The following is a 19,652-nucleotide window of genomic DNA, read 5'->3' as shown; positions in this document are numbered from 1 at the left end:
ATCGGGTAAGGGCGCGCGCAGGCGGAGGCGGGCACAGCGTGGGCGACCGATGACCCGCCCGATGACGAACGCCCTCCGATGCTTCCGCCCTTTGCTCGTGCCGCTGGCGGTGAGCGTGGTGCTGGCCGGGTGCGCGTCGTACCGGGCGCGACCGCTGGTGCTGGTTCCTCCGTTGCGGACATCGCTGGCGGCACTGGATCGTGCGTTGCCGGATGGGCGGATGATCGCGGTGGATGCGCCGTTGACACCGCAGGCGGTGGCGGCTCTGGCGGTGCTGAACGACCCGGCGCTTGCGGTGGCGCGGGCTCGGCTGGGGGTTGAGCGGGCGAAGGTTTTTGCGGCCGGGTTGATCCCCGATCCGAATGTGCAGGGCGGGTTCGGGGCCTTGCTGGGAGGGCCGGGGGTTGCGCCATCGGTCGCGGGGTCGATCAGCCAGGATATCGCCGCGCTGATCACCCGGGGGGCGCGGGTGCGGGCGGCGCGGGCGCGGCAGGGCGAGGCGGTGGCGGCGATGCTGTGGCAGGAATTTCAGGTGGCATCGCAGGCTGAGACGCTGGCGAGCGCGTTATGGGCGGATCGTGCCGGTCTCGCGGCACTGGATCGGGCGCGGGCTGCATTGCGGGCGCAGGTTGAGGGGGCGCGGCGGCAGGTGGCGGCGGGGACGGTTACCCTGGATCAGGCTTCGGCAGCGGAGGCCAGCCTCGCCGGGCTCGATGCGACCCGGGATGGGCTGGCGCAACAGGATCTGACCGACCGGGCGGCGCTGGCTGCGGTGCTGGGCGTGGTTCCTGATGTGTCGATCCGGCTCGCGCGGCCGGTGATTCCGAGGGTTGCGACTGATGGGCTGGTGGCGAGTCTGGCGGATCGGCGGCCCGATCTGATTGCGTTGCGCTATGGGTATCAGGCGGCGGATGCGGATTTGCGGGCGGCGATTCTGGCCCGGTTTCCGCTGCTGGCGCTGAGTGTGAATGGTGGGTCGGACACCAGCCGGGTCGCAACCGCGGGGCCGACGATTTCGCTGAACCTGCCGGTGTTCAATGGCAACCGGGGCAATGTGGCGGTGGCACGGGCGACGCGGCGGCAGCTCGATGCGGCGTTCACCGCCGCACTCGCGGCGGCGCAGGGCGGGGCGCTTGCGGCGCGGCGGGCGCTGGGAGTGCTCGATCGGCAGCGCGAGGCGGCGCGGGCGCGGGTGCGGCTGGCCGATCGGGCGGTGCGCGCGGCACGCGGGCCTTACCGGGCCGGGCTGATCGATGCGCGGGTCGAGACCGACCTGATCGATCAGCAGGCGCTGCGGCGAGCCGAACTGATCGCGCTCGACCACAAAATCGCGGCGGGACGGATCGCGCTTGCGACGCTGCTGGGGGCGGGATTGCCGGTTGTGAGCATCAGGGGGGGCGCGCGATGAGGCGATGGGCGTTGGCCGCGTTGGTATCGATCGTGCCGGTGGCGCGGGCGGCACCGGCGCCGAGTGTGCTGGTGACGACGATACCGGTGCGGACCGGATCGATTCCGCAGAGCGTCACCGGCTTTGGCACGATCGGTGCCGGGCCGGGGGGGAGCGAGACCATGACGATCGCTTATGCCGGGATTGTCACGCGGCTCGATGTGGCGCCCGGACAGACGGTGCGGCGGGGGCAGGCGCTTGCGGTGATCGGGACCGCGCCGCGTGCGCGTGCGGCCTATGCCCAGGCCGAGGCGGCAGTGCGGGCGGCGACGGCGGCGCTTGCGGATACCCGCCGGCTGGTTGCGGCGCATCTCGCCACCACGATCCAGCTTGCGCAGGCGGAACAGGCCGTGCAGGTGGCGGTTTCGGCGCGCGATGCGCTGCGCCTTGAGGGGGCGGGCCGCGCGCGGACAACGCTGACGGCACCGTATGACGGGGTGGTTTCGTCTGTCGCGGTCGGATCGGGCGCGGTCCTGATGGCGGGCGGTGCGGTGCTGACCCTCGTGCGGGCGGATGCGTTGGTCGCGAAGATCGGGCTCGATCCGCAGCAGGCCGATGAGGTCCATGTCGGCGATCCGGCGGCGGTGATGCGGTTCACCCCGGCGGGGCGCGCGGTGCGGGGGCGGGTCACGGCGATCGGGGGGATGGTCGATCCGCTGAGCGGGTTGCTCGATGCGACGATCGCGCTGCCGGCTTCGGGGTTTCTGGTGGGGCAGCCTGTGGATGCCGAGATCGATGTCGGCACCGCGCGCGGGGTGATCGTGCCGCGCGATGCGGCGCTGCCGGTGGGGCAGGGGTTTCGGATCTGGCAGGTTGAGGACGGGCATGCCCGACCGGTCGCGGTGCGGATCGTGGCACGGACGGCGGGCAGTGCGGTGGTGCGTGGCGCGATCGATCCGGCGCTGCCGATCGTGGCCACCGGGAATTATCAGCTCACGCCGGGTATTGCCGTGCGGGTGACGCATTGATGGGTCTTGCGCGGTTTCTCGCCCGCCAGCAGCGTGCGATCCTGTTTCTGATGGCAAGTCTGGCGCTGGCCGGGGTGGTGGCGGCGCTGTTTTTGCCGGTCGGGCTGTTTCCGCAGACCTCGTTTCCCCGGGTGCGGATCAACATCGATGCCGGGGCGCGGCCGGCGCAGCAGATGGTGTTGCAGGTGACCAAGCCGGTGGAGCAGGCGCTGCGGGCGATTCCGGGGGTAGTTTCGGTTCGCTCGGCGACATCGCGCGGGTCGGCGCAGATTTATGTCGATTTCGGCTGGGGTCAGGACATGGGGCGGGCGACGCTGGAGGTCGATGCCGCGATCGCGCAGATGCTGCCGGATTTTCCGGCCGGGACCCGGTATCTGGTGCGCCGGATGGACCCGACGGTGTTTCCCATCATTGCCTATGCGATGATCTCGCACAGTATTCCCGAGACCGCGCTGCGCGCGATCGCGGAGGATCATATCGTGCCGGATCTTACCCGGATTGCCGGGGTGGCGAAGGTGAACGTGCAGGGGGGTGCCACGCCGGAAGTGCATGTGCTGATCGCGCCGCATCGTCTGGCCGCCATGCATGTCACGCTGGCGCAGGTGGAGCAGGCGGTTTCGAAGGCGAACGTGCTCGCCGCCGTGGGGCGGATGACCGATTACGACCGGCTCTATCTCGTGGTGCAGGACAATACGCTGCACACCGCCCGGCAGATCGGGCGGATCGCGGTGCGCGGCGGGCCGGACGGGGTGGTGCGGCTCGATCAGGTCGCGACGGTGCGGATGGGGACGGTGCCGGTTTATGACCGGGTCGCGCAGGATGGGGTTCCGGCGGTGACGCTGCAGGTGTTCCAGCAGCCGGATGGCAATGCGGTCGCGGTGGATGCCGCGGTGCGCAAGGCGCTGGCCGCCTATCGGGCCGAGCTGCCACGGGGCGTGACGCTGGTGAAATGGTACGATCAGAGCGGGCTGGTGACGGCGGCTGCCGGATCGGTGCGCGATGCGATTTTGATCGGCATCGTTCTGGCGGGGCTCGTGCTGATCGGGTTTCTGCGAAGCTGGCGGGTGACGCTGGTGGCGCTGCTCGTGGTGCCGGCGTCGATGGCGTCCGCGATCCTGCTGCTCTCGCTGCTGGGGTTGAGTTTCAATATCATGACGCTCGGCGGGCTGGCCGCTTCGGTCGGGCTGGTGATCGACGATGCGATCGTGATGATCGAGCATATCGCGCGGCGGGCCGGGCATGCGGCGGGTGCTGCGGCGAAGGGGGCGGTGCTGGCGGCGGCCTCGGAGTTTCTGCCGCCGCTCACCGGCTCGTCGATGGCGACGCTGATCGTGTTCATGCCGCTTGCGTTCCTGTCGGGTGTGACCGGGGCGTTTTTCAAGGCGCTATCGATCACGCTGGCTGCCACGCTGGTGGCCTCGTGGCTGCTCTCGGCCTTTGCGGTGCCGGTGCTGGCGCGGGCGCTGATCGATTTCGACCGATGGCAGGACCCGGCGGAACGGCGCAGCCGGGCCGGGCGCGAGGGGTGGATGGAGCGCTGGCACGCCCTCGTGCTCGGGCGGCTGATGGGCCGGCCCGTGCTGCTGGCGCTCGGGATCGTGCCGCTGATCGTGGTCGGGCTTCTGGCCTATCGCGCGGTGCCGACCGGATTTCTGCCGCATCTCGACGAGGGCGGCTTCGTCGTGAATTACCAGACGCGGCCGGGCACGTCGCTCGGTGAGTCGGTGCGCGAGGTAAGGCAGATCGAGGCGATTCTGCGCGCCGATCCGGCTGTGGCGACATTTTCCCGCCGGACCGGTGCGGGGCTCGGCGGCGATCTCAACGAACCCTATCAGGGCGATATTTTCGTGGATCTCAAGCCACGGGCGGATCGGGCCGCGATATGGGCGGTGATGGACCGGCTGCGGACTCGGATCGAGAGCCGGGTTCCGGGGGTGGATTTCGATATGTCGCAGATGCTGAGCGATTTGCTCGGCGACCTGACCGGGGTGCCGCAGCCGATCGAGATCAAGCTGGATGGCGATCCGGCCGAGCTGGATGCCACCGCGCGCAAGGTCGGTGCGGCGATTGCGAAAATCCCGGGCGTCGTTTCGATGTTCGACGGGGTGACCTTGGCGGGGGATGCGGTGAATATTCATGTCGATCCCGCGCGGGCGGCGATGCTCGGGCTCGATGCCGAACAGATCCGCCAGGGGCTGCAGACCGCGATCGAGGGCAGTGTGGTGACCGCTCTACCCGGTGATTACCGGTTTACCGGGGTGCGCGTGATGCTTCCCGCCGCCGATCATGCGGATATCGCGGCGTTGCGGCGCATCCCGATCGCGACCGCGAGCGGTGCGCTCGTGCCGGTGGGTGATTTTGCAAGGTTCAGCATTGCGTCCGGCCAGCCGGAGATCGACCGGGAAAATCTCCAGCAGATTGCGGCGGTCACGGCGCGGATCAGTGGCCGGGGGATCGGGGGCGTGATCGGTGATGTCCGGCGGACGCTGGCGCAGCCGGGATTGATCCCGGCGGGGATGCATTACACGCTGGGCGGGCTTTACAAGCAGCAGCAGATTGCGTTCCGGGGACTGGCGAAGGTGTTTGTCGCCGCGATGGCCGCCGAGTTCATTCTGCTGCTGTTTCTCTACCGGAGCTTCGTCATTGCAGGCGCGATCCTGTTCACCGCGCTGCTGGCGAGTCTTGCCGTGTTTATCGGACTGTTCGTGTCAGGCGTGCAGCTGAATATCACCGCGTTGATGGGTATGACCATGATCGTGGGGCTCGCGACCGAGATGGCGATTTTTTATGTCTCGGAATACCAGGCGCTCGCCGAACATAACGACCGGCGGGACTCGCTGGTGATGGCCAGCCGCAACCGGCTGCGTCCGATCGCGATGACCACTCTGGCGGCGATCCTGACCCTGCTGCCGCTGGCGTTCGCGCTCGGCGAGGGGTCGGGCATGCAGCAACCGCTGGCGATTGCGATCATTTCCGGGTTCCTCGTGCAGTTTCCGCTGGTGCTGCTGGCGCTGCCGGTGTTGCTGAAACTGGCGCTGCCGCGTGCGGAATAGGGCGGCGCCGGTCAGCGCATCGCGAGGTCTTCCTGACGCGGGGCGATGAGGAAACAGGATTGGTGCTGGCGGGCGAGGAGCGAGCAGGTGGCGTGGGCCGCCGCTTCGTTCAGGCCGGCGAGCTGGGCGCGCCAGAGGCGGCGGTGGCGAATGAGCACGCTGCTGACGCGGGCGGTGCCGACGCGGCGTTCGCTGCGGATTTTCAGGGCCTGGCGCTGGGCGAGCGCGTAGGTGTCGTAGGCGCCGATCTGGGCGGTCCAGCCCGGGACCATCTCCTGGGTGACGTGGCCGGTTCGCATCACGATGTGGCGGATGGTGAGTTTGTGGCGGCTCGCGGTGACCAGAACGCGGCGTGCGGCGACCGGCGCGGTGCGGGCGACGGTGCGGGCGGCGGCGGGGCGGATGGTTGCGGCATCGGCGGTCGGCACGATGCTGGGCAGGGCCTTGCGCAGGGCGATCATCGGGTTGCTGCCGGCACCTTCGGCGGCGAAGCCCTGGTTGAGTAGGGTGGTCATGGTGGCGTAGGCGGTGCTCCAGTTGCGGGCGTGGAGCTCGACGCCGACCAGCATGTGCCCGTCGCGCACGGCGGCGGTGACGAGGTTGAAGCGGGCGAGATTGGTGAAGCCGGTCTTCATGCCGATGCAGCCGGGGTAGAGTTTCAGCATTCCGTCGATATTCGGGATCGGGCGGCCTTCGAACATGAAGCTCGAGACCGAGAACAGATAGCGGTATTGGGGATAGGTGAGCAGAATGTGGCGGGCGAGGATGGCCATGTCGTAGGCATCAGTGACCTGACCGGGATTGGGGAGGCCGGACGGGTTGTAGAACTGGGTATGCAACATGCCGAGGGCGTGGGCCTTCGCGGTCATGGCGGCGGCGGCGCGGGAGATGCTGCCGCCGCCGAGATACTGGCCGAGAGCGGTTGCGGCATCGTTGGCGGACAGGGTGGTCATGCCCAGCATGGCCTGACGGACGGTGATGGTCTGGCCGAGCACCAGATTGAGTTTGACCGGCTGGACATCGGCGGCGGCGGCGGTGACCGGGATGGCGGTATCGGGCGACAGGGTGCCCGCGCGCAGGGCGTGGAAGGCGAGATCGAGGGTCATCAGCTTGGTCAGGCTGGCGGGGAAGCGTTCGGTATAGGGGTTGTTCTGGGACAGGATGGCGCCGGTGTTGACGTCCATCACGATCCAGTCGGTCCCCGGGGAGACCGGGCCATACCCGACCGGGAAGGCACGGGCGGCGGGCATGGCCTGGGTGAGGGCGAGGCCGGCACCGAGCGAGAGGGCGAGAAGACGCCTGGCTTTTGCCGCAACCCAGACACGCAAACCGCCAGCCGACATCAGCCTTACTCCCTGCTCGTGAACAATCCCTGACAAACTCGTAGGATGAAAGCCGGTGCGATGTCCAGCCAAAAGCGCGATAATTAATAAAAAACCCAATGGGTTAACGAATAGTGTTACGACGGCGAAAGGGGTCGGGTGGCAAGGACGGGGCGATAAGTCCGATCACCTCGTTGTGCGGTGCAACAATTTTACTTGACGCATCATATCCGGCGGCGTAGAACGACGATGTTGCGATGCGGTATATCGCAGTGCGTCAACCCATTCTACGGCGGTCGTGTTTGCACTTTCGCAACGGACGCGCCGGCTGCTCTGCCCTGAACGGGCAGGCGGGACCAGCAACCGAAGGAAAGGACAGATCACCATGACCACCAAACCCAAGACGATCGAGAGCATCGAGGCCGGCGCTGCCGATTTGATGAACGAAGGCAAGGCCAAGGCGACCGCCGGTTTCGAGACCACGATGGCCTCGATGAAGGATGGCATGGCCAATGCGGCCAAGGGCTTCGAGACCCAGCAGATCAAGATGAAGGAAACCATGGCCAAGGCGATGAAGACCAGCGAAGAGATGATGGCCTTCACCCAGGGCAACATGGAAGCCTTCATGAAGGCGAGCCAGATTTTCACCAGCGGCCTGCAGGGGCTTTCCAAGCACATCGCCGCCACCACGCAGGCATCGGTCGAGGAGACCGTGGCGATGACCAAGGCGATTGCCGGGGTCAAGTCGGTCAAGGAGGCGGTCGATCTGCAGTCGGGCTTCGCGCGGACCATGATGGAGAAGGCGATGGCCGAGACCGGGCGGATGACCGACGAGTCGATGAAGCTGACCGAGAAGGTCATTGCGCCGCTGACCGCGCGGATGACGCTGGCGGTCGAAAAGTTCGGCGCGGCGCTCTGAGCCGGGCTAGCGGATCGCGCACTTGCCGATCACGATGATGTCATCAGCGGGCGGGCCGGTGCGGTTCGCCCGTTGATGTTTTCGCGGTCGGTCGCCGATTTCCGGCAATTTGTTTTGAGGGTCTTAACTATTAAGCGCGAGGATGGGTTGCGGGATCGGCCCGTGACGTCCCTGCCTTGCAGGACTACGACGCTTTCGCGACCGTGCCGACCGGGTGCGGGGCCAGGCGATAGGAATGAACGACCATGAGTGATTTTCAGCGTTGGGATGATGCGGGTCACGGGCTCGATGCCGATACGCGGGTGAAGCCGAAGCGGCCCCCGATGTACAAGGTATTGATGCTGAACGACGATTATACCCCGATGGAGTTCGTGGTTCATGTGCTGGAGCGGTTTTTCGGCAAGAGCCGGGACGAGGCCTCGCAGATCACGGTGCATATCCATCGCCGCGGTGTCGGCGAATGCGGGGTGTTCACCTACGAGATCGCGGAGACCAAGATGACGCAGGTGATGGATCTGGCGCGGGAAAACCAGCACCCGCTTCAGTGCATGATGGAACTGGCCTGACGCGGGGACGATCGAGCCTTGCGCGCAGCGGCAAAACCTTTGGTTGCGGCATGCGCGCGGGGCACTGGTCATGGCACCGGAATACGCCTATAGGATTTGGTACGGCGCTTTTTTTCGGTCCGGGTTGCTGCGTGCCTCTGTGCGATCCGTCGCATTCGACACCTTCCCTCGTTGAAGAGTTTCCTGGCTCACACAGTGTGGGTCGCCGTTAGTTGGTTAAGTTGGAGAGTTGTTATGTCGACAGGTACGGTTAAGTGGTTCAATGCGACCAAGGGCTACGGTTTCATTCAGCCCGATGATGGTTCGAAAGATGTGTTCGTGCATATTTCGGCCGTCGAACGCTCGGGTCTCGGTCGTCTGAACGAGGGCCAAAAGGTCCAGTACGAAGTTCAGCGTGGCCAGCAGGGCAAGATGTCCGCTGAGAACCTCAAGGCCGCCTAATCCGGTCCGAACAGGTTACTGAAAAAGCGTCGCCTCGTGCGGCGCTTTTTTTTGTCCGGAATTCTGGCCGGGTTTTCCCGGAGCATCGGGTGCGCTATTTCTAGGGTTTTCGGGACTTGCCGCGTTCCTTGAAGCCGCCGAGGGCGCAGATATGGGCCCAGTGCTCCGCGCTGACCGGGCAGACCGAGAGGCGCGAGAGACGGATCAGCGCCATGCCGGCGAGGGCGGGATCGGCCTTGATGGCGGCGAGACCGACCGGATGGGGCAACGGGGCGAGGGCGCGCATGTCGACCGCAACCCACCCCGCCGGTTTCGCATCGGGCGCGGCGCCCGGAGTTTCCGCACTCGGATCGGGATAGGCTTCGCGCACCACTTCGACGATGCCGACGATCTCCCGACCGATATTGGAGTGGTAGAAGAAGGCGCGATCGCCGCATTTCATGGCTTTGAGGTTGTTTTTGGCCATGTGGTTGCGCACGCCGGTCCAGGGTTCGACGCCGTTGGCGACCTGCTGCGCCCAGGAGAACGCGTCCGGCTCGGATTTGACCAGCCAGTAGTTCATGCGGTCACGACCCCGTCGCGGACCACGGTGCGGAACGGGTTGAGGGTGGTGCTGCCGAACAGGCCGGCGGTGGTGTAGGGATCGGCGGCGATCAGGGCTTCGGCGGCGGCGCGGTCGGCGGCTTCGTAGACGATCATGGAGCCGCAGGGATTGCCCTGTTCGTCGAGCATCGGGCCGCCGAAGACGATGCTGGCGGCGATCGCGGTCAGATAGGCGAGGTGGTCGGGGCGCACCTGTTTGCGCAGGGTGAGCGAGGCTGGGCGGTCGTGGGCGATCAGAATGAATTGCATGGAGTCCTCGATTTATTGCAGTGATCGGCATGTGCCGTGATTGCATGATATATATCAACGCCAAGATGTGAACGGTATTGCTGCCTCCGGGAAATGCAGGGGGGATGGCAAAACGCTGATTTCGTATTAAACCTTGATGCATGGAACGGACAGGAATGCCGGATTACACCGGGCAGGTCACAGCGACCCCGATCGGCGTCCCGCAATCGAAAGCGGGCGCGTGGCTGCATCGTTTTGCCAATCCGGGGCGGTTTCAGCGGCTGGTCCGCCCGATTTTGCCGTGGCTTGCGATCCTCGCGTTCGTGACGACGGTGGCCGGGCTGGTGTGGGGATTTTTCTATGCGCCGGCGGACTGGCAGCAGGGCATCGCCTCGCGCATCATGTATGTTCATATTCCCTCGGCCTGGGTGGCGATGAACGGCTATGCGGCGCTCGCGATCTGTTCGCTGCTGTCGATCGTGTGGCGGCATCCGCTGGCGGATATCGCGGCGCGCGAGATCGGCCCGATCGGGGCCGGGTTCACCGCGCTGTGCCTGATTTCGGGCTCGCTCTGGGGGCGGCCGGAATGGGGAACTTACTGGGTGTGGGATGCGCGCCTGACATCGGTGCTGATATTGCTGTTTCTCTACCTTGGGCACATGGCGTTGATCCGCGCCTTCGATAATCCGCAACACGGATATCGGGCGGCGGCGATTCTCGGGCTGGTCGGCGCGGTCAATCTGCCGATCATCGTGTTCAGCGTCTATTGGTGGAACACGCTGCATCAGGGCAATTCCATATCGGTCACCGGCCCGTCGAAAATTTACGTCACGATGCTGTATCCGCTGATCGTCAGCACGATCGGGTTCTATCTTGCGTTCGTGACGATGAGTTTGAGTCAGATTTCGAGTTTCATCATGGAAAATCGCACCCGGAGCCTGTTGCTCGCCCAGGCCGAACAGGGGCCGGCGCAATGACCGCGACGAGTTCGGTTCCGGCCAATTTCGTGCCGCTGGTCGATAAATCCAACATCCTGCATCACGTCATGCCGTTCGTTGCCGGCAGCTACGGCGCAGCGGTGCTGGTTCTGGGCGGTCTCGCGCTGACCTCGCTGCTGCGCTATCGTGGTGCGCGGCGCCGGCTGGCGGCGATCGAACCCCGGTCACGGCGGAGGGCCACATCATGATGAGTCGTAAGAAGCGCCGTTTGTACCTTGTCGCAGCGTGCGGGATCGGGGTGTGTAGCGCCACGGCGTTGATGCTGGTGGCGTTCCGGTCCAGCCTGTCGTTCTTTTTGTCCCCCAACGAGGTACTCGCCAAGCATCCGGCGCCGGGCATGGTGTTTCGCCTCGGCGGCGTGGTGCAGGCCAATACCGTAGTGATGGGTACGCGGGACGGCAGGCCCTATACGACATTCCGCATCACCGACGGTCAGGCATCGATTCCGGTGGTTTATACCGGCGTATTGCCCGGGCTGTTCCGGCAGGGGCAGGGCGTGGTGACCATTGGCGCGATGACCAAAGGCGATGCCAGTTTCGATGCCAGCACGGTCCTTGCCAAGCACGGGGCGAGCTATATGCCGGCCGATGTCGAACAGGCGCTGCGCAAGGCCGGCAAATGGAATCCCAAATTCGGGCCGCCGCCGAATGCCGCCACCTGGGATGATAAATCGCCCCGTACCATCGAGGCCGACGCGAATGATTGAGGGTTGGATGAGGCATACGGCATGATACCCTCACTCGGTCATTTCGCGCTGGCGCTGGCGCTGGCGCTGGCGATCGCACAGGCGATCATCGGGCTGTTCGGGCCGATGCTGCGCGACCGGCTGGTGTTGCGGACCGCGCCGGCTCTGGCGATCGGGCAGTTCCTGATGCTCGCGGCCTCGTTCGCGGCGCTGGTGTGGTCGGGCGTGGTCTCGGATTTCACTGTGCGCAATGTCGCTGAGTTCTCGTCGAGCACGACGCCGCTGTTTTACCGGATCACCGGAACCTGGGGCAATCATGACGGCTCGATGCTGTTGTGGTGCCTGATTTTGTCGCTGTGCGGGGCGACGGTGGGAGTGTTCGGCAATAATATTCCGTCAAGCCTGCGCTCGCGGGTGCTGGGCGTGCTCGGGCTGGTGTCCGGCGGGTTCCTGTTGTTCACCATTGCCGTGTCCGATCCGTTCCGCCGGATCTGGCCGCCGCCGCTGCATGGAGCGGGGGTCAATCCGATTCTGCAGGACCCGGGGCTCGCGGTGCATCCGCCAATTCTCTATACCGGTTATGTCGGATTCTCGATCGCTTTTGCCTTTGCGGTGGCCGCGTTGATCGAAGGTCGGGTCGATGCCGCCTGGGGGCGGTGGGTGCGGCCGTGGACGCTGGTTTCATGGGTGTTCCTGACCTGCGGGATCTGTTTCGGTTCGCTGTGGTCCTATTATACGCTCGGCTGGGGCGGGTTCTGGTTCTGGGACCCGGTGGAGAACGTCGCGCTGCTGCCCTGGCTGACCGGCACCGCGCTGATCCATTCGGCCATCGTGGTCGAGAAGCGCGAGGCTTTGAAGACATGGAGCGTGCTGCTCGCCATCGCGACCTTCTCGCTCAGCCTGTGCGGCACGTTTCTGGTGCGATCGGGCCTGCTGAACTCAGTGCATGCTTTTGCGGCTTCGCCTAATCAGGGGCTGTTTATTCTTGTGCTGCTGGCGCTGACGATCGGTGGGTCGCTTCTTCTGTTCGCGATCCGCGCGCCGGTGCTGACAGCGACCGGGATGTTCGCGCCGGTTTCGCGCGAGGGGGCGTTGATTTTGAACAACGTGTTCCTGTGCATCATCGCCGCCGTAGTGTTCACCGGCACGATGTATCCGCCGTTCGTGGATCTGGCGCTGGGCATGCAGCTTTCGGTGGGTGCGCCCTTTTATGACCAGGCGGTGCTGCCGCTGGTGGCGCCGTTGATCCTGGCGATGGCGGTGGGGCCGATGCTGCCGTGGAAGCGCGGCGCGATCGGGCCGGCGCTGGCGAAGCTGTGGTACGGCGCGGTCGCCGCGCTGATCGTGTTCGGTTATTTCATGTTCAAGAGCCATTTCATCGCGGCTCTCGGGCTGGCGGGCGCGACCTGGGTGATCATCGGCGCGTTCATCGACCTCGGTGAGCGGGTGCGGTTGTTCCGGGTGCCGTTGCGGCAATCGATCTCGCGGCTGACCACGATTCCGCGTGCTTCGATCGGTGCGGCGCTCGGGCATCTCGGGTTCGGGGTGGTGGTGCTCGGCATCGCGGGGATGACGCTGCGGGTGCATACCGTGACGGTGCTGCATCCGGGCCAGTCGGTCGATCTCGGTGGGTTCAACTGGAAACTCGAATCGATCGTTCCGGCGTCCGGCCCGAATTACACCGCGCGGCTCGCCACCATCAAGGTGACGCGCCATGGCAAGCTGGTGACGATGATGCATCCGGAGCGGCGGTTCTTTACCGCCGAAAAGGTCAAGACCGTGGCGGCGGCGATCCAGACCAACGGGGTGCGGAACATGTTCGCGACCTTTGCCGGTGAGGATAACAGCGGCGGGGGCGAATTCCGCTTCAATGTTCATCCGTTCGCGCCGGAAATCTGGATCGGTGGGTTTATCATGGCGCTGGGCGGGGCGATATCGTTGAGCGATCGTCGCTTCCGGATCGGTGCACCGGCCCGGGCCAAGGCGCGCAAGCCCGCCGGTTCGGCGACGGTCTGAGCCGGTTGCATGGACGCCAAGCTCTCCCGCCGCCTGTTGTTCGGTATTCCGCTCGCTACTGTCGCGGTCGGGGGCGTGGGGTTTTTTGCGTTGCTCGAACGCATGGGCAAGGGGACCTATAACCCGCAGGCGTTCAACAACCCTCTGGTCGGGCGCAAGGTTCCCGCATTCACCCTGCCGGGAGTCGATGGCCATAAAGGGTTCGATCAGGCGGCGGTGATGACGCAGCCGCGCCCGTTGCTGGTGAATTTTTTCGCCTCATGGTGCGTGCCATGCGCGGGTGAGGCCCCGTATCTCGATGCGATCGCGAAGGCCGGTCTCGATATCTGGGGGATTGCCTATCAGGACAAGGCGGCGGCGCTGGATTTGTACCTTGCGAAATACGGCAACCCCTATCGCCGGTTGGCCAGCGATCGTTCCGGGCGGGTCGCGATCAACTGGGGGGTCTATGGCGTGCCGGAGAGCTTCCTGATCGCACCGGGGGGCGAGGTGCGCTGGCATACCGCCGGACCGCTGTTTCCCGAGATCATCGAGGATCAGCTCAAGCCGGCCCTGCAACAACTCACATGAAGTCGCGCCGATGAAACGCCTGCTGATTTTATGCGCCGTCGGCCTTGGGCTGGCCTTCGGTATCGCTGCCGCCGATACGCCGACCACGATCAAGCGGGATGGCGTGGTTCTGACGCTGCCGCAGGAGAAACGCGCCGAGGTGATCGGGGATAAGCTGCGCTGTCTGGTCTGCCAGAACGAGACCGTCGAGAATTCGGCGGCCGGGCTGGCCAAGCAGTTTCGCGGCATCATCCGGCGCCGGGTGGTGCGGGGCGAGACCAACAAGCAGATCATCGATTTCATGGTGCATCGCTACGGGATTTTCGTTCTGCTCAAGCCGCCGTTGATCCCGCTGACGTTTTTGCTCTGGTTCTCGCCGGCGATCGCGCTGGTGCTGGGGCTGGTGGTGCTGTTTTTCGCGCGGCGCCGCAAGCAGGCCGAGCCGGCTTCTCTTTCGCCTGACGAGCGTGACCGTCTGAAGGAACTTCTTTCGTGATCTGGCTTTGGATGGCGCTGCTTGCGCTGCTTGCCGTGGCGCCGATCGGCTATGTCTGGGCGCGGCGCGGCACGGTGCGTTACCGGCGCGAGACGGCGGTGGCGCTGCATCGGGCGCAACTCGATGAGATCGAACGGGATCGGGCCGACGGCCGGTTGCCGGAATCCGAGTTCCAGGGGGCGCGGCTCGAAGTGCAGCGGCGCCTGCTGGCGGCGGATGCGATTCCCGAACCGGAGGCCAATCGGAGTGCGCGCGGGCTGTTGATCGTGACGTTGGTGGCCGTGCCGATTGCCGCGCTGGCTTTGTTCGTGCCGTTCGATATGCCGTTCATCCCCTCCGAGCCGCATTCGGCGGTGATGAAGGCGGTGCATGAGGCGGATTCCAAGGACGATGCGCTGATCGCTGCCTTGCAGCGTAAACTCGCCGAAATTCCGCCCAATTCGCCGCGCGCGCGGCAGGGCTATCTCCTGCTCGGGCAGGCGCTGGTCAGTCAGCACAAGCTGGCCGAGGCGGCGAAGGCGTGGAACGTCGCGCTCAGCATGAAGTTCAATGCGACTCTGGCCGCCGAAACCGCCGAGGCGGAAACCGAGGCGGCAGGACATGTGACGCCCGGGGCCGCGCAATTGTTCCATCAGGCGCTTGCCAAGGCACCGGCCAATGCGCCGTGGCGCTCGCTTGCCGAGCAGCGGCTGCGTGAGGCCGCCGTGACCTTGCCGGCGACGCCGGGCGGGGCCACATCGACACCATGAGCGAGAAACCGAAAGATCCGCCGCCGCCCCCGCCGAAACCCATGCCGAAGGAAATCGGCGGACCGAAAGGGCCCGAGCCGACACGGTACGGCGATTGGGAACGCAACGGCCGCTGCACCGACTTTTAAGGCGGGATGTTTCGGCCTGCGCTGTTCAGGACCTCGTTTAGATTTTGCTCAACCGTCTGCGGTTCGCGGCAAGCTTGCGTTGATACAGTTTGGTGATCCGTGCGGCACCACCATCCGCGCTGCCGATGGCGCGTAGCGCGATGGCGTGGCTTTCACCGAGGGCGCGCATCTTTTCGCTGATCATCAAATTCGCTTCGGCCTGACCCGCCGCACCACCCGCCGCGATCTTGACGAGGCGCATGGCGATGACCGCCTGGGCGTCCATCGTCATTCTGGTAGTCTGCCACATCAGGTTGAAGCCGTATGTCGGGTTCATCCACGGGAGTGCTGCGCGTTTTGTCATGGATGGTAAATGACGCGGCGCAGCGAAGAGTTCAACCGGAATCGCGGGAGGCGACCAGTTTGATCGGGGGTTGCGTGAGCGGGTTGCGGCCGGGAACGCGGTGGCGGTAGGCGAGGGCTTCGGCGATGTCGGCTCGACGGACGGAATCGGCGCCCGCAAGATCGGCGATGCTGCGCGCCACCCGCAGAATTCGGGTAAAGCCGCGCGCGGACAGCCGCAGTTTTTCCGCTGCGTGCTCGACGAAGCCTTTGGCGTCGGGCAGCAGTTCGATCATGTCGCCCGGCGCTTCGGCGTTGTTGGCGGCGGCATCGCCATAGCGCTCGCGCTGGGCGGCCCGGGCGGTGGCGATGCGCGATGCGATGAGTGCGGTGGTCTCGCCGATCGGGGCGTGGAGCAACTCGGCCGGGGTTACCGGGCTCATTTCGATGACGATGTCGATGCGGTCCATCAGCGGGCCGCTGATTTTGCCCTGGTAGTCCTCGCCGCAGCGAGGGGCGCGACCGCAGGCGCGGGCGGGGTCGAACAGATAGCCGCAGCGGCAGGGGTTCATTGCCGCGATCAGTTGGAACCGGGCGGGGTAGGTGACATGCGCCGCCGCGCGGGCGACGGTGGTGCGCCCGGATTCCAGCGGCTGGCGCAGGGCTTCGAGGGCGGCGCGGGGGAATTCGGGGAACTCATCGAGGAACAGCACGCCCCGATGCGCGAGCGAGATTTCGCCGGGCTTCGCGCGGTTGCCGCCCCCTGCGATCGCCGCCATGCTCGCCGAGTGATGCGGTTCGCGGAACGGCGGACGTGTGACCAGACGCCCTTCATGCAGCATCCCCGCCACACTGTGGATCATGCTGACTTCCAGGGCCTCGCGCGGACTCAGATCGGGCAGCAGGCCGGGGATGCGCGCCGCCAGCATCGACTTGCCGCCGCCGGGCGGGCCGATCATCAACAGGTTGTGCCCGCCCGCCGCGGCGATTTCCGCGGCGCGGCGTGCGACGGTCATGCCGCGGATATCGGCCATGTCCGGACCGTTCGGCCCGGTCTCGATCGGGCCGCGCGCGGGGGATGCCAGCACGGCGTCGCCCTTGAAATGGTTGATCAGGGTCAGGAGATCGGGCGGGGCCAGTACGCCGATCTCGCCGGCCCAGCTCGCTTCGGCGCCCTGGGATTGCGGGCAGATCAGGCCGAGATCGCGCGCGCCGGCCGCGATGGCCGCCGGGAGTATGCCGGCGACCGGGGCCAGCCTGCCATCGAGCGACAATTCGCCCAGGGCGGCGAACAGCGCCATTTCTTCGGCGGGGAGGATGTCCATCGCGGTCAGGACGCCCAGCGCGATCGGCAGGTCGAAATGGCTGCCCTCCTTGAGCAGATCGGCCGGGGCGAGGTTGACCAGGATGCGCTTGGGCGGCAGGGCGAGACCCATGGCGGTGAGGGCGGCGCGCACCCGCTCGCGCGATTCGCCCACGGCTTTGTCGGCCAGTCCGACGATCAGGAAGAGCGGCAGGCCCGGGGCGATCTGCACCTGGACCTCGACGGGGAGGGCGTCGATCCCGGAGAACGAAAACGTCTGGACCCGGGCGATGCTCATGCGGCCTTCAGCAGCCCTTCACGCCGGAAACTGAGCCATGCCCCTTTGCCGATGATGATGTGGTCGTGCAGCGTCACGTCGAGCAGGGCGATCGCGCGCTGGACTTCACGAGTCATTTCGATGTCCTCCCGCGAGGGGGAGGGGTCGCCGCTGGGGTGGTTGTGTACCAGGATGAGCGCGGTCGCGTGGGTTTCGAGCGTCCGCTTGACCAGCTCGCGCACGTAGACCTGGGTGTGGTTGATCGTGCCGCGCGAGGCGATTTCGTTGGCGATCAGGCGGTTGCGGTTGTCGAGATAGAGGACGCGGAACTGCTCGATGGTCTCGCGCGCCATGGCGATGGTGAGGTAGTCGATGAGCCGGTCCCAGTTGTTCAGCACCGGCATGGCGGCGAGTTCGGTTTGCGCGAGGCGCAGCGCGGAGGCGTGGATCAGTTTGATCGCGGCGACGCTGTGGACGCCGATCCCCTCCTGCGCGAACAGCGCGTCGGCCGGGGCGGTCAGCACGGCGGCGTAGGAGCCGAACTGGTTGATCAGCTTTTTGGCGAGCGGCTTGGTGTCGCCCTTTTTGAAGGCGAGAAACAGCAGCATTTCCAGCAATTCGTAGTCGGCCAATCCGTCGGCCCCGCGCTCCAGCAGCCTTTCGCGCATCCGGCCGCGATGGCCGCCGGGGCCGGTGGTGGCGAACGGCACGTCCGTCTGGGGTGTGGCGGCATCGAACGTGGCGTGTTCGGCCATGCCCCGCCGGGCCGGGCGTGCCGGGGCATCCGGAAAATCCGGTATCGGGGTGGGGCGCAGGCCGCGTAGCAGTTTCTCCCACAATCGCGCCATACCTTTCTGAAAAATATCGCGTTTAGGTTGTAGGTTACCAAGAGGCCCGGCCGTTTGTCCAGCCTCATTTCGCGCGGTGGTTGGACTTCGGGGCCGGCCACCGATAGAACCGCCTCATTCAATCAGGGAGACCACAATGAGCCGGATCATCCGTACCGAAGCGAACCAGGTTCTTGCCAAAGTCGTCGAATATCACGGGTTTATTTACACTCAGGGCGTCGTGGCGACCGATCTTTCGGGCGATGTCGCGGCCCAGACACGCGATGTGCTGGCGCAGATCGACGCGCTTCTCGAAGACCATGGCACCGACAATACGCGCCTGCTGCAGGCCCAGATCTGGCTCAAATCGATCGACGATCGCGCTGCAATGAACGAGGTGTGGTCGGCTTGGCTGCCGGAAGGCGGTGCGCCGGCGCGTGCCTGTGTGGAGGCGAAACTGGCCGATCCGCGATATCTCGTCGAAATCATGATCACCGCCTGCCGATAGCCTGCATCGTCGGGGACCGGATTCCGGTCTCTGGCCGGGCGAATCGGCCTCCGTCCGCTCATTACGAGAGGGATAGTTTATCGGCGGCTTATGTTTGGTTTCCTTAATAAAGTTTTAGGAAATTGATCATAAAACGATGCCGGCGCTTGGGTGCCGGCGAAAAATTTTCTGTTTCGTGACATTTTTGCCAAATCCAAGGGTTGCAAGTCCTGCATTGCCCCCGTATCGGTAATGCGCAAACGCGATGGCTTCGGTTGTGTTTCACGCTTCACTGAATGAGTTGGTTTAGTAAAGCGAAGCCGGAACGTTACGGGGTAGGTGGTTGTTTAATTTATGTTTTGCTGCGTATGAACTTGGTGTCGGCGGATTTGAAGGTGAACGAGACATGCGGTTGAGCGGTAAAAAAACCAAGATAACTGTCCAGATTTTGGGATGCCTCACCGCCGTTTTAGGTTTTTCACAGATCAGCCATGCATCCACGCAGCATCGGAAACTGCATCCAACCCTGCGCCATGCTGCAGCTGCTCATAAGATCGTTTATCATGACCGGGCGTTAACCGCCCATCGGGTCATTCACCGGGCACCCATCGTTCATCGCGCGGTTCATCATGTGCCGGTTCGTCATGTCGCGGTTCGGCATGAGATTTTTCATCGACCGGTCGAGACCCATGCGGTATACCGGCGGATCGCGGTGCGTCGTCCGGACTATCGGCATGGTTATATCGAGCATCATTACGTTCCTCACCGCTTCATCCGGCGGGCCGATTACCTATGGTGCGTGCCTTACGCGCGCGATGTTTCGCATATCGACCTGACCGGCGATGCGTTTCTCTGGTGGGCGGAGGCGGCCGGGCGCTATCAGCGTGGTGAGCGGCCCGAACCAGGCGCCGTGCTCAATTTCCGTTCGAGTTCGCGAATTCCGCTCGGGCATGTCGCGGTGGTCAGCCGTGTCATCAACAGCCGTGAAATCCTGGTCGATCAGGCCAACTGGGTGCCGGACTCGGTCACCCGCAATGTGCCGGTGATCGATGTTTCGCCGAATAATAACTGGTCCGAAGTGCAGGTGTCCATCGGCGGTGGACAGTTCGGTGCGACCTATCCGACATACGGCTTCATTTACGATCAGCATCCCGGTGCCGGTATGATCTATGCCCATAATGCCGGGAGCACCGAAGTCGCCGCAGCGCCGCCGGTCACCAAAATTCGTCTGATCGCTCCCGATCGTACGCTGCGCTGAGCGGAAAGGCC

Annotated in this window: 22 protein-coding genes; 16 read left to right on the top strand and 6 right to left on the bottom strand. The window is 65.1% G+C overall.

Annotation, left to right across the window (positions count from 1 at the left end):
• Window positions 1–61 precede the first annotated feature (61 nt).
• Genes SIL87_RS15945 through SIL87_RS15935 form a run of 3 tightly spaced genes read left to right on the top strand, consistent with a single transcriptional unit; the run spans window position 62 to window position 5,468 of the window.
• A complete protein-coding gene (locus SIL87_RS15945; protein ID WP_319615116.1) occupies window positions 62–1,408 on the top strand; it encodes a TolC family protein in 1,347 nt (448 codons plus the stop codon).
• 11 nt (window positions 1,409–1,419) lie between these two features.
• Window positions 1,420–2,415: an efflux RND transporter periplasmic adaptor subunit gene (locus SIL87_RS15940; protein ID WP_319615115.1), complete on the top strand. Its 996-nt coding sequence runs from the start codon at window positions 1,420–1,422 to the stop codon at window positions 2,413–2,415.
• Window positions 2,415–5,468: an efflux RND transporter permease subunit gene (locus tag SIL87_RS15935; protein WP_319615114.1), complete on the top strand. Its 3,054-nt coding sequence runs from the start codon at window positions 2,415–2,417 to the stop codon at window positions 5,466–5,468. Before SIL87_RS15940 ends, SIL87_RS15935 begins: the two co-directional genes overlap by 1 nt.
• An 11-nt stretch (window positions 5,469–5,479) precedes the next feature.
• On the opposite strand, the gene SIL87_RS15930 is transcribed toward SIL87_RS15935, so the two are convergent.
• A complete protein-coding gene (locus SIL87_RS15930; protein ID WP_319615113.1) occupies window positions 5,480–6,811 on the bottom strand; it encodes a D-alanyl-D-alanine carboxypeptidase in 1,332 nt (443 codons plus the stop codon).
• 364 nt (window positions 6,812–7,175) lie between these two features.
• Between SIL87_RS15930 and SIL87_RS15925 the strand changes: the two genes are divergently transcribed.
• From SIL87_RS15925 to SIL87_RS15915, 3 genes are all read left to right on the top strand, one after another.
• Window positions 7,176–7,709, top strand: coding sequence for a phasin family protein (locus SIL87_RS15925; protein WP_319615112.1), 534 nt, complete (start codon window positions 7,176–7,178; stop codon window positions 7,707–7,709).
• A 245-nt stretch (window positions 7,710–7,954) separates the two neighbouring features.
• Window positions 7,955–8,275, top strand: coding sequence for an ATP-dependent Clp protease adapter ClpS (gene clpS / locus SIL87_RS15920; protein WP_319615111.1), 321 nt, complete (start codon window positions 7,955–7,957; stop codon window positions 8,273–8,275).
• 234 nt (window positions 8,276–8,509) lie between these two features.
• The gene (locus SIL87_RS15915) at window positions 8,510–8,716 is read left to right on the top strand and encodes a cold-shock protein (RefSeq protein ID WP_029313577.1); all 207 of its coding nucleotides are present in this window, start codon (window positions 8,510–8,512) and stop codon (window positions 8,714–8,716) included.
• A 100-nt stretch (window positions 8,717–8,816) separates the two neighbouring features.
• On the opposite strand, the gene SIL87_RS15910 is transcribed toward SIL87_RS15915, so the two are convergent.
• Both SIL87_RS15910 and SIL87_RS15905 read right to left on the bottom strand, forming a co-directional pair.
• Window positions 8,817–9,278, bottom strand: a complete 462-nt coding sequence (locus SIL87_RS15910) for an EVE domain-containing protein (protein WP_319615110.1) — start codon at window positions 9,276–9,278, stop codon at window positions 8,817–8,819.
• Window positions 9,275–9,568, bottom strand: coding sequence for a YciI family protein (locus tag SIL87_RS15905; RefSeq protein ID WP_319615109.1), 294 nt, complete (start codon window positions 9,566–9,568; stop codon window positions 9,275–9,277). Before SIL87_RS15905 ends, SIL87_RS15910 begins: the two co-directional genes overlap by 4 nt.
• Window positions 9,569–9,723: 155 nt before the next feature.
• On the opposite strand from SIL87_RS15905, the gene SIL87_RS15900 reads away from it, so the two are divergent.
• From SIL87_RS15900 to SIL87_RS15865, 8 genes are read left to right on the top strand one after another with little or no spacing between them, the layout of a single operon-like run.
• A complete protein-coding gene (locus SIL87_RS15900) occupies window positions 9,724–10,524 on the top strand; it encodes a heme ABC transporter permease (protein WP_405055239.1) in 801 nt (266 codons plus the stop codon).
• A complete protein-coding gene (ccmD, locus tag SIL87_RS15895) occupies window positions 10,521–10,733 on the top strand; it encodes a heme exporter protein CcmD (RefSeq protein ID WP_319615107.1) in 213 nt (70 codons plus the stop codon). Before SIL87_RS15900 ends, ccmD begins: the two co-directional genes overlap by 4 nt.
• Complete coding sequence (gene ccmE, locus SIL87_RS15890) at window positions 10,730–11,251, top strand: cytochrome c maturation protein CcmE (RefSeq protein ID WP_319615106.1); 522 nt, start codon at window positions 10,730–10,732, stop codon at window positions 11,249–11,251. The genes ccmD and ccmE overlap by 4 nt, the downstream gene beginning before the upstream one ends.
• 21 nt (window positions 11,252–11,272) lie before the next feature.
• Window positions 11,273–13,246, top strand: coding sequence for a heme lyase CcmF/NrfE family subunit (locus tag SIL87_RS15885; protein WP_319615105.1), 1,974 nt, complete (start codon window positions 11,273–11,275; stop codon window positions 13,244–13,246).
• Window positions 13,247–13,255: 9 nt separating this feature from the next.
• Window positions 13,256–13,816: a DsbE family thiol:disulfide interchange protein gene (locus SIL87_RS15880; RefSeq protein WP_319615104.1), complete on the top strand. Its 561-nt coding sequence runs from the start codon at window positions 13,256–13,258 to the stop codon at window positions 13,814–13,816.
• A 10-nt stretch (window positions 13,817–13,826) separates the two neighbouring features.
• Window positions 13,827–14,291 (top strand): cytochrome c-type biogenesis protein, encoded by a 465-nt coding sequence (locus SIL87_RS15875; RefSeq protein WP_319615103.1) that lies wholly within the window; start codon window positions 13,827–13,829, stop codon window positions 14,289–14,291.
• Window positions 14,288–15,040 (top strand): c-type cytochrome biogenesis protein CcmI, encoded by a 753-nt coding sequence (ccmI, locus tag SIL87_RS15870; protein WP_319615101.1) that lies wholly within the window; start codon window positions 14,288–14,290, stop codon window positions 15,038–15,040. The genes SIL87_RS15875 and ccmI overlap by 4 nt, the downstream gene beginning before the upstream one ends.
• Entirely contained in the window at window positions 15,037–15,168 is a 132-nt protein-coding gene (locus SIL87_RS15865) for a DUF1674 domain-containing protein (protein WP_319615099.1), read from the top strand. Before ccmI ends, SIL87_RS15865 begins: the two co-directional genes overlap by 4 nt.
• Before the next feature lie 37 nt (window positions 15,169–15,205).
• On the opposite strand, the gene SIL87_RS15860 is transcribed toward SIL87_RS15865, so the two are convergent.
• Genes SIL87_RS15860 through radC form a run of 3 tightly spaced genes read right to left on the bottom strand, consistent with a single transcriptional unit; the run spans window position 15,206 to window position 17,917 of the window.
• Window positions 15,206–15,484: a hypothetical protein gene (locus SIL87_RS15860; RefSeq protein ID WP_319615098.1), complete on the bottom strand. Its 279-nt coding sequence runs from the start codon at window positions 15,482–15,484 to the stop codon at window positions 15,206–15,208.
• Between the two features lie 58 nt (window positions 15,485–15,542).
• Window positions 15,543–17,090, bottom strand: coding sequence for a YifB family Mg chelatase-like AAA ATPase (locus SIL87_RS15855; protein WP_319615097.1), 1,548 nt, complete (start codon window positions 17,088–17,090; stop codon window positions 15,543–15,545).
• Window positions 17,087–17,917 (bottom strand): RadC family protein, encoded by an 831-nt coding sequence (gene radC / locus SIL87_RS15850; RefSeq protein WP_319615096.1) that lies wholly within the window; start codon window positions 17,915–17,917, stop codon window positions 17,087–17,089. The genes SIL87_RS15855 and radC overlap by 4 nt, the downstream gene beginning before the upstream one ends.
• A 136-nt stretch (window positions 17,918–18,053) precedes the next feature.
• Between radC and SIL87_RS15845 the strand changes: the two genes are divergently transcribed.
• Both SIL87_RS15845 and SIL87_RS15840 read left to right on the top strand, forming a co-directional pair.
• Window positions 18,054–18,404, top strand: a complete 351-nt coding sequence (locus tag SIL87_RS15845) for a RidA family protein (protein WP_319615095.1) — start codon at window positions 18,054–18,056, stop codon at window positions 18,402–18,404.
• 610 nt (window positions 18,405–19,014) lie between these two features.
• Window positions 19,015–19,641 carry a CHAP domain-containing protein gene (locus SIL87_RS15840; RefSeq protein ID WP_319615094.1) on the top strand — a complete coding sequence of 209 codons (627 nt, stop codon included), beginning with the start codon at window positions 19,015–19,017 and terminating at the stop codon, window positions 19,639–19,641.
• Window positions 19,642–19,652: the final 11 nt, after the last annotated feature.

The sequence above is a fragment of the Acidiphilium acidophilum genome, assembly GCF_033842475.1.
Lineage (GTDB): Bacteria > Pseudomonadota > Alphaproteobacteria > Acetobacterales > Acetobacteraceae > Acidiphilium > Acidiphilium acidophilum.
Note: the sequence above shows the minus strand (reverse complement) of the source record. Positions and strands in the feature narration are given on the sequence as shown.

Excerpts from the sequence above, each read along its gene's own strand:
- SIL87_RS15945 (WP_319615116.1), top strand. The coding sequence starts at position 62 with ATGACGAACGCCCTCCGATGCTTCCGCCCTTTGCTCGTGCCGCTGGCG.
- SIL87_RS15935 (WP_319615114.1), top strand. The coding sequence starts at position 2,415 with ATGGGTCTTGCGCGGTTTCTCGCCCGCCAGCAGCGTGCGATCCTGTTT.
- SIL87_RS15930 (WP_319615113.1), bottom strand. The coding sequence starts at position 6,811 with ATGTCGGCTGGCGGTTTGCGTGTCTGGGTTGCGGCAAAAGCCAGGCGT.
- SIL87_RS15925 (WP_319615112.1), top strand. The coding sequence starts at position 7,176 with ATGACCACCAAACCCAAGACGATCGAGAGCATCGAGGCCGGCGCTGCC.
- clpS (WP_319615111.1), top strand. The coding sequence starts at position 7,955 with ATGAGTGATTTTCAGCGTTGGGATGATGCGGGTCACGGGCTCGATGCC.
- SIL87_RS15915 (WP_029313577.1), top strand. The coding sequence starts at position 8,510 with ATGTCGACAGGTACGGTTAAGTGGTTCAATGCGACCAAGGGCTACGGT.
- SIL87_RS15910 (WP_319615110.1), bottom strand. The coding sequence starts at position 9,278 with ATGAACTACTGGCTGGTCAAATCCGAGCCGGACGCGTTCTCCTGGGCG.
- SIL87_RS15905 (WP_319615109.1), bottom strand. The coding sequence starts at position 9,568 with ATGCAATTCATTCTGATCGCCCACGACCGCCCAGCCTCGCTCACCCTG.
- SIL87_RS15900 (WP_405055239.1), top strand. The coding sequence starts at position 9,724 with ATGCCGGATTACACCGGGCAGGTCACAGCGACCCCGATCGGCGTCCCG.
- ccmD (WP_319615107.1), top strand. The coding sequence starts at position 10,521 with ATGACCGCGACGAGTTCGGTTCCGGCCAATTTCGTGCCGCTGGTCGAT.
- ccmE (WP_319615106.1), top strand. The coding sequence starts at position 10,730 with ATGATGAGTCGTAAGAAGCGCCGTTTGTACCTTGTCGCAGCGTGCGGG.
- SIL87_RS15885 (WP_319615105.1), top strand. The coding sequence starts at position 11,273 with ATGATACCCTCACTCGGTCATTTCGCGCTGGCGCTGGCGCTGGCGCTG.
- SIL87_RS15880 (WP_319615104.1), top strand. The coding sequence starts at position 13,256 with ATGGACGCCAAGCTCTCCCGCCGCCTGTTGTTCGGTATTCCGCTCGCT.
- SIL87_RS15875 (WP_319615103.1), top strand. The coding sequence starts at position 13,827 with ATGAAACGCCTGCTGATTTTATGCGCCGTCGGCCTTGGGCTGGCCTTC.
- SIL87_RS15865 (WP_319615099.1), top strand. The coding sequence starts at position 15,037 with ATGAGCGAGAAACCGAAAGATCCGCCGCCGCCCCCGCCGAAACCCATG.
- SIL87_RS15860 (WP_319615098.1), bottom strand. The coding sequence starts at position 15,484 with ATGAACCCGACATACGGCTTCAACCTGATGTGGCAGACTACCAGAATG.
- SIL87_RS15855 (WP_319615097.1), bottom strand. The coding sequence starts at position 17,090 with ATGAGCATCGCCCGGGTCCAGACGTTTTCGTTCTCCGGGATCGACGCC.
- radC (WP_319615096.1), bottom strand. The coding sequence starts at position 17,917 with ATGGCGCGATTGTGGGAGAAACTGCTACGCGGCCTGCGCCCCACCCCG.
- SIL87_RS15845 (WP_319615095.1), top strand. The coding sequence starts at position 18,054 with ATGAGCCGGATCATCCGTACCGAAGCGAACCAGGTTCTTGCCAAAGTC.